This is a genomic window from Bradyrhizobium genomosp. I (2014) (genome assembly GCF_000261685.1).
Taxonomy (GTDB): Bacteria; Pseudomonadota; Alphaproteobacteria; order Rhizobiales; family Xanthobacteraceae; genus Bradyrhizobium.
In genome coordinates this window covers 1-6,104 of sequence record NZ_AJQE01000300.1, presented here as the reverse complement: position 1 = coordinate 6,104, position 6,104 = coordinate 1, and the positions used below count along the sequence as shown (strand labels likewise).

Annotated in this window: 9 protein-coding genes; 6 read left to right on the top strand and 3 right to left on the bottom strand. The window is 65.4% G+C overall.

The genetic code is table 11. The features are described 5' to 3' along the window. Positions 1-228 (top strand): NAD(P)-dependent oxidoreductase (locus IC50_RS27925; protein ID WP_035712315.1); only part of this gene is annotated, 228 nt, incomplete at its 5' end. Positions 229-396: 168 nt separating this feature from the next. Next, entirely contained in the window at positions 397-876 is a 480-nt protein-coding gene (locus IC50_RS42090) for a hypothetical protein (RefSeq protein ID WP_035712320.1), read from the top strand. Between the two features lie 70 nt (positions 877-946). Here IC50_RS42090 and IC50_RS27915 read toward each other — a convergent pair whose 3' ends face one another. Next, positions 947-1,444, bottom strand: coding sequence for a DUF1993 domain-containing protein (locus IC50_RS27915; protein WP_035712317.1), 498 nt, complete (start codon positions 1,442-1,444; stop codon positions 947-949). Positions 1,445-1,560: 116 nt separating this feature from the next. On the opposite strand from IC50_RS27915, the gene IC50_RS27910 reads away from it, so the two are divergent. The 3 genes from IC50_RS27910 (at position 1,561) to IC50_RS27900 (ending at position 4,072) form a co-directional block, all read left to right on the top strand. Next, positions 1,561-2,352, top strand: a complete 792-nt coding sequence (locus IC50_RS27910; RefSeq protein WP_035712313.1) for a transporter substrate-binding domain-containing protein — start codon at positions 1,561-1,563, stop codon at positions 2,350-2,352. Between the two features lie 287 nt (positions 2,353-2,639). Then, positions 2,640-3,479 carry a DUF2147 domain-containing protein gene (locus tag IC50_RS27905; protein ID WP_035712311.1) on the top strand — a complete coding sequence of 280 codons (840 nt, stop codon included), beginning with the start codon at positions 2,640-2,642 and terminating at the stop codon, positions 3,477-3,479. A gap of 236 nt (positions 3,480-3,715) precedes the next feature. Beyond that, positions 3,716-4,072, top strand: coding sequence for a hypothetical protein (locus tag IC50_RS27900; RefSeq protein WP_035712309.1), 357 nt, complete (start codon positions 3,716-3,718; stop codon positions 4,070-4,072). A gap of 139 nt (positions 4,073-4,211) precedes the next feature. On the opposite strand, the gene IC50_RS27895 is transcribed toward IC50_RS27900, so the two are convergent. Together IC50_RS27895 and IC50_RS27890 are read right to left on the bottom strand one after the other, a co-directional pair. Beyond that, the gene (locus IC50_RS27895; RefSeq protein WP_035712307.1) at positions 4,212-4,616 is read right to left on the bottom strand and encodes a (R)-mandelonitrile lyase; all 405 of its coding nucleotides are present in this window, start codon (positions 4,614-4,616) and stop codon (positions 4,212-4,214) included. 23 nt (positions 4,617-4,639) lie between these two features. After that, the gene (locus tag IC50_RS27890; protein WP_035712304.1) at positions 4,640-5,338 is read right to left on the bottom strand and encodes a ribonuclease activity regulator RraA; all 699 of its coding nucleotides are present in this window, start codon (positions 5,336-5,338) and stop codon (positions 4,640-4,642) included. 260 nt (positions 5,339-5,598) lie between these two features. Here IC50_RS27890 and IC50_RS27885 point away from each other — a divergent pair. Continuing rightward, positions 5,599-6,104 (top strand): 5-oxoprolinase subunit B family protein (locus IC50_RS27885; RefSeq protein ID WP_035712302.1); only part of this gene is annotated, 506 nt, incomplete at its 3' end.

The following is a 6,104-nucleotide window of genomic DNA, read 5'->3' as shown; positions in this document are numbered from 1 at the left end:
GTCTCCGGCAAGCTCGCCGGCGCCGGCATCGACGTGTTCGAGGTGGAGCCGCCGCCGGTCGGCAATGCGCTGTTCGCGCTGCCCAATGTCATCGTTGCCCCGCATGTCGCCGGCGTCACGGTCGAGGCCGTCCAGCGCATGAGCGAGCAGACCGCGCGCAACATCCTGAGTGTGCTGGACGGCGATCCCATCCGGCAGAATGTGATCAATCAGGACGTGCTGGGCTGAAAATCCGAAGGTGGGCGGATAACCCGCCCGCCTTCGGAACGCCAGAAAGCGTCCCATTTTGGTGCAGATCGGGCCCCAACTCAGCCTTAATCAAACGCGCGTAATATGACCGGCCGCGGCGGCCGTGGGGACAGACTGGCCGGCCGCGTCGAGCTGGAGGATGAGCCCTTGTCAGAGATCGACCCGACCGACCACGCGCTGGCCACCATCGCCAGCATTTTGGAGCACCCCGAGCCCGTCCTCGTCGTCCGGGAGACCGAGACCATCCGGGAGACCGAGATCGTCGTCGTCGGTGAGCAGCCGTCCGTCGAGGAACATCATGCGGTCGACGAGCATCCAATGATCGACGAGCAGCCGCTGGTGCCGGAGCACACCGATGCCGACGGCTACAGCAAGGTCGGTCCGGGACCGATGGTGGCGATCCGTCTCAAATGGACGGTCCATCGTGGCGACGACGACCAGTACTACGTCCACGAGACCATCGGCGAACAATCCGCCCCCGTGGTCAGCGGCCCGATGACGAGCGAGGCTGCCGTGCGTTTCGTCGATGCGCAGCAGGACGAGGCGAACAGGCGTTTCGAGCTGCTGCGTAGCGAGATCGCCGGCCGCAGTTCGCTCGCCGATTACGAGCGCAAGGGCGAAGCGTAAGCTTGGCCGCGGATCGGATGTTTCCTACACCTCTCCCCGCTGGGGAGAGGCGGACATCGAGCCTTCACAACTATTTCCGTCCGAGATAATCCTTCTTCACGAGCTCGACGCCGGCGTGGCGCAACAGGTCATAGGCCGTCGTCACGTGAAAGAAGAACTGCGGGACGCTGAACGTCAGCAGCAGCGCCCGTCCCGTGAAGGGCAGCTCGGTGCCGTTCTTCAGCCTGAAGAAGACTTTCCGTTCCGCAGCCGCATCGATCTCCGCGCGCGGCAGGCTTTCGATGAACTCGATGGACGTCGCGATGCGCGCCTGCAGCCCGGCCATCTCGTGCTCCAGTGCCGGCAGCGCCACCGGCTCGCATTGGGCCAGCAAGGCCGGCGCGACCGTGGCATGGCGGCAGGCTTCGCCGACCTGCTGCGCCAGGTCGTACATGTCCGGCGCAAGGCGCATGCCGAGCAGGACCGTCGGGTTGAACTTGCGGGCCTCCGCATAGGCGACGCCCTTGTCGAGCAGTGCGGACAGGTTGCGCAAATAGGGCACGAAGAGACCAATCGAGGCCTCGTACATCGAGATCGTCATCTCAAGGATTCCCTTCAAATTCTGCCTCGCCCCCGGCGGGCATCTGGTCTAAATCCACCGCTCAAGAGCTGCACAATGTCAGCTCGGGCATGGGTGGAAAAGAGATGATGGTTCGATTCTGGACGGCTTTCGCCGTTGCGTTGCTGGTGCATGTCTCGAATGTCTCGGCGCAGGCGCAGCAGGCCGCACCTTCACGCCTCGACGAGATCGTCAAGCGCGGCACGTTGCGCGTCGGCATGACCGGCGACTACAAGCCCTTCACCTATCTGGACAAGACCACGCAGCAGTTCAGCGGCTTCGACGTCGACATGGCCCAGGCCCTCGGCAAGGCGCTCGGCGTCAAAGTCGAGTTCGTGCCAACAGCCTGGCCGAAGCTGATGAAGGATTTCGAGGCCGACCAGTTCGACATCGCCATGGGCGGCGTCTCGGTCACGCTCGACCGGCAGAAAAAGGGCTTCTTCTCCACGCCGATCATGCGCGAGGGCAAGACGCCGATCGCGCGCTGCGCCGACGTCGGCAAGTACCAGAGCATCGCCGATATCGACAAGAAGGGCACCCGCGTGATCGTCAATCCCGGCGGGACCAACGAGCGCTTCGCGCGTGCCAACATCAGGGATGCCGAGATCATCGTCTTCGCCGACAACACCGTGATCTTCGACGAAATTGCCAAGGGCAATGCCGACCTGATGATGACGGACGCGTCCGAAACCCGCTACCAGCAGAAGCAGCATGCCGGCGTGCTCTGCGCGGTGCATCCCGAAAAGCCGTTCGACTTCTCCGAGAAGGCCTATTGGCTCCAGCGCGACGTCGCACTGAAAGCCTTCGTCGACCAATGGCTGCATATTTCCATGGAAGACGGCAGCTACAAGAAGATCTATGCCGCCTGGTTCGACTAAAGCGCGATGCGATGAGGATGAATCGTCATCGCGCTTTAGTCTCTAGGTTGTTGTTTAAGCATGATCTTTTCGGAAAACCGCCGCGCACTTCTCCGGATCATGCTTTAGGCGTCCTTGGCCGCGTCCTCCTGTCGCTTGCCTTGGCCAAACTTTGGGCCGGCTCCGGGCCTATTGAACCCGGAACCACCGGAAGACGACTCATACCAACGACAGTGATCTAGATCACTTTTTGCGAGCGAGCCGGCGCGTAAGCGTCGGTCCGGGGACCACCTGTTCAGGAGACGGAAATGAGGAAGCTGTTGGCCACGGCCGCATTCCTGCTGGCGAGCACGGCTGCTCAGGCACAGTACACCTTCGAATATGGCGGGCGCACCATCCGCATCGATCCGGACCGTGGCACGGTGCAGATCCCCGGCGTCTATGACAACACCGGCCAGACCAAGCCCAAGAAGGCCAAGAAGAACGAGACGACCCCGGCCCAACAAATGCCGCAGCAAGCCACGGTCGAGCCGCAAACGCCGGCCGCACCAGCTCCCGCCCCCGCTCCCGTTGCCCCACCGCCCGCGGCTGCGCAGGCACCTGTGCCTGCTGCACCCACTGCCGCGGCACCGCCGCCGGCGGCAACCGCCAGCAATGCGCCGGCCGAGACTGCCGTGCTGCCGCCGCCGGCGCCTGCGCCGGCCGCGCAGCAGGCAGCTCCGGTCGTGACACCACCGCCAGCGCCGGCCGTGGCTGCGGCCCCCCCGGCGCCGCCCCCCGCTCCAGCCCCCGCTCAGACGGCCGCCGTCGCGCCGCCTGCTCCCGCAGTTGCGCCCACGCGCGATCTCAATTCGCCGCTCGGCATCTGGCTCACCGAGGAGAGGGAAGGCAAGGTCCGCATCGAGCAATGCGGCAGCAATCTCTGCGGCTATTCGGTCGACAGCAAATCGAACCAGAACGGCGAGCAGGTTCTGATCAACATGAAGCCCGGCAAGGACCAGAAATGGTCCGGCCGCATCCTCGATCCGAACTCGGGCTCGACCTACGATTCGACGATCGCCATGAAGGGAACCGACCGGCTGCGCGTGCAGGGCTGCGCCTTCGGCGGCATGTTCTGCGGCGGCCAGACCTGGACTCGCGTGAACTAGGCTCGTCCAGGCCGTTTGATACCGCGTCGTTCCGGGGCACGCGAAGCGTGAACCCGGAAGCTCGAGGTTCTCAGGTGCGCAATTGCGCACCATGGTCGGCTCTACGAGTCGCCCGGAATGACGGTGCCGGCAGCGTGCGCCAGCTCACAGTGCCCCTTGCGCGCGTGAGCCCCCTCACATCGCCGGTTCCACGCTCATGCCACGATCCCCGCATGGTCCACCCACAGGGGCGTGTCATGAGCGGCTTTCGCAATCGTCTCTTCGCCACCCTATTCGCCATCGCCCTTCCGCTCACGCAGGCGGATGCTGCGACAAGCACTTTCGACGGCACATGGAATGTCCGCATCTCGTCATCGAGCGAGACCTGCGGCAACGGCGCGACCGTCGCGATCGGCATCAACAACGGTCAGATCGCCTCGAGCAGCGCCGCGGTGAACGCGTCCGGTCGCGTTGCCGATGCCGGCAGCATCAGCGTCACCTTGAGCACCGGCATGAAGCGCGCCGTCGGCTTCGGCCGGCTCAGCGGCATGTCCGGCTCCGGCACCTGGCGCGGTGCGATGTGCACGGGAACGTGGACGGCGGAGCGGATGTGACGCTGCCGTGTCCCGGACGCGGCGTAGCACGAAGTGCTGCGAAGCAGAGCCGGAACCCAGCATTGTTGATCACTAGTCCAGTCGCAGATCGGCGACGCATCGCCTTCGAGGCGATGCGTCTTGTCCGGGACACGAGAGGCTAGCCTGCCGCCGCCCCGTACTCCGCGTCCGTCACCGGCTCCAGCCAGGTCGAGTAGACGCCGTCGAGCGCTTCCTGCATGGCGATGTGGCACATGCTGTTATCAGGCGAGGCACCGTGCCAGTGCACTTCGCCCGGCGGAATCCAGACGGTGTCGCCGGGACGGATTTCCTGCACCGGGCCGCCCTTGGTCTGGACGCGGCCGACGCCCGAAATCACGTAGAGCGTCTGGCCGAGCGGATGATGGTGCCAGTTGGTGCGGGCGCCCGGCTCGAACGCGACGCGCGAGACGTTCAGCCGCGCCGGCGCGGGCGCCATGTTGATGGGGTCCTGCAGCACGGTGCCGGTGAAGTGTTCCTTCGGCGCGCGGCGGGTCGGCCGCTTGCCTGCGAGCGTGATGTCCATGACGTTCCTCGTTTTCTTACCCGTTACTTCTTGCTGGCGGCGTAGCGCGCCTTGGTCTCGGCATTCATGGGGTAGAGGCCCGGCAGCACCGCGCCGTTGTTCACCTCGTTGACGATCCAGGCCTCCATCCGCTCCTGCTCGACGCCCTCGGCGAGGACGTGATCGAGCATCGCCTGCGGGATCAGCACGCAGCCGTCCTGGTCGGCGACGACGATGTCGTTCGGGAAAACGGCAACGCCGCCGCAACCGATCGGCTCGCCCCAGCCGACGAAGGTGAGACCCGCGACGGACGGCGGCGCGGCATAGCCGTCGCACCACACCGGAAGGTTGGTGCCGAGCACGCCCTCGACGTCACGCACCACGCCATCGGTGACGAGCGCGGTGACGCCGCGCTTGACCATGCGCGCGCAGAGGATGTCGCCGAAGATGCCGGCATCGGTGATGCCCATGGCGTCGACCACGGCGATGCATCCTTCCGGCATCGCCTCGATCGCGGTGCGGGTCGAGATCGGCGAGGACCAGGATTCCGGCGTCGCCAGATCCTCGCGGGCCGGCACGAAGCGCAGCGTGAAGGCCGGTCCCACCAGACGCGGCAGGCCCGGGCGCAGCGGACGGGCGCCGCGCATCCACACATTACGAAGGCCCTTCTTCAGCAGGACCGTGGTGATGGTGGCGGTGGTGATGCCGGCGAGGATCTTGCGGGCTTCGGGGGACAGCGACATGGACGAGAACGAGCTCCGGAGGGGCAGGAAAGAACGCGCGCATCTTGCGAGCCGCAGCCCTTGCGTCAAGAGCCAAGAGGGGCCCGATAATGCAGGGCCGCTGAGCTGTTATGCGACGCGATAACAAGGCTTTATCGTCTCCCCTTGCATTAATTTATTGGACTTGCGGGCGCATTTACGCGAAGCAGGGGCGACGCGGAACTCAACGTCGAGCCCGCGCACTTCCAAAAGTCCGATTTCGACAGCTCTTCGACAGCTCAATGGCCGCGACGCTCCCCCCGCCCCGCCTTCTGCCCAGTGGCGACAGCGCCGTCACGGTCGAGTTCAGCCGCACCATCGACGATGATGCCAACCAGCGCGTGCTGGCGCTCGACAAGGCGCTCGCAGCAAGCCCCATCGACGGCATCACCGAGACCGTGCCGACCTATCGCTCGTTGCTGGTGCACTACGACCCCGAAAAGATCGGTTTCGACGCGCTCGGCGAAAAGATCCTTCCGGTCGCCACCCGGCCGCTGCCGCCGGTCACAAGGGCGCGCCGCTGGCGCATTCCCGTCGCCTATGGCGGCGAGCATGGCATCGACCTCGAGGATGTCGCGAAAGCGCTCAACACCACGCCCGACGACATCATCGCCCGGCACGCCGGCGGCGACTACAAGGTCGCCATGATCGGCTTCACGCCGGGCTGGTCGTATCTCAGCGGTCTCGACAGGTCCCTGCACATGTCGCGGCGGCAGAATCCGCGGCTGCTGACTCCCGCCGGCACGAT